Source organism: Streptococcus suis (assembly GCF_002960445.1).
GTDB lineage: Bacteria > Bacillota > Bacilli > Lactobacillales > Streptococcaceae > Streptococcus > Streptococcus hyiners.
The window spans coordinates 1-1339 of record NZ_POJD01000370.1; the positions used below are offsets into that span (position 1 = coordinate 1).

A 1339-nucleotide genomic window follows, 5' to 3' on the forward strand; every position below is an offset into this window, starting at 1 on the left:
TTCATAGGGCTGCCCTTTGTTTGGGCAGTCTTTATTTTTTGTGAAAATGGTAAATTCTCAAAGTAAGTTCTAGTTCCCGTCCTTCCAGAAGTTACTCTGAGAAAACTGCATAACATCAACAGAATTTAGTCTCAGACTAAGTTCTGTTTTTGACTAAAAATGTTGATAATAGTGAGTTTTAGGGTTGAAAATGTTGAAAAAAGAGTACACTAAAGTTACTGGCTCTGAGACGTCTCAAAGTAAGTTCTAGCTATCTGGAATTTTGGATGGAACAAGTTCCTTTCTATTTTGAAATTATTTTTTGATAAAAACTAGCGATTACTTATCCAATAATCGAGGTGATTGAATGACGTTCTCAGGGTCAATTTTAGAGATTCCCAAAAGTGTTGCCAATTCCTCACCGTAGGTAAATGTAAAGAGTTCATAGGCTGATTTTCCGTTGAAAGAAGCTCGTTTGACGCTGTTGATATGCGAACAAACCAGGTTGATGTCCTCCTGTGTCAAGTTGTCAAAAGAACTTCTTTTAGGAAGAATATCTCTGATAAGTGTGTGATTCTTCTCAATTCTCCCCTTCTGGTCAGAACGATTGGGGTCACAGAAGAATAGCTTAGATTCTCCGCGAACATCCATTTCGATATCGTCCACTCTAGCGAATTCACCGCCATTATCGGTCAGAATGACAGGAAATATTTCGCAAAAGTCCATCTCTTTCTGATGCAGGTCATTCTTGATAGCGTAGAGATGTTTAGCGACCTCATTAGCTGTTTTATTATCAAGTAATTGAGCGAAGATAAAGTTACAGAAGGAGAGGTTAAAGGTGAGAAGTACCTTTCCGCCGATCCGTCCAGTAACGGTGTCCATTTCCAGCCAATAGCTGATTCCTTTCTCTGTGAGAAAGCGTTGGAAGTCCTCGTAAGACCGTCCTTCTTTGGCGATTTTAGGAATGGGTTGTAGGTTTCTGATTCTCCGCTTTCTGAATTTCACGACACGGGGGAAATCAATGGGCTTTGTGGACAGATAGCCTTTTTCAAGGTATCGGTAGATAGAAGCTCTGGATGCCGACATTTCGTTTGAGGCGATGATGTGGTTGAGGTGTTGTCCCTTTTGGATGGCAGCAGAAACAATCTCATCCATGCGATAGAATTCTTCCTTGTTTAGTGCAACACCTGTTCTCGAATCTGAGAGCTTAACTTCATAATCAAGCTGAGCTCTTTTTGCGTAGTAGAACTGTTTCTGGTATCCGCAGTTGCTTCTCTTTTTCGGACAGGCATTACAAACGTAAGGAGTCTTTTTGAGTAGAGGGCAAGCCTCACAATTGGAGGTACTAGAGTTCTCTTTT

The 1339-nt window shown here is 40.6% G+C and carries 1 protein-coding gene; it reads right to left on the bottom strand.

All coding sequences use genetic code 11. The features are described from left to right. Window positions 1–318: 318 nt before the first annotated feature. On the bottom strand, window positions 319–1339 hold a 1021-nt coding region (locus C1G53_RS12115; protein ID WP_105118818.1), incomplete at its 5' end, for an IS30 family transposase.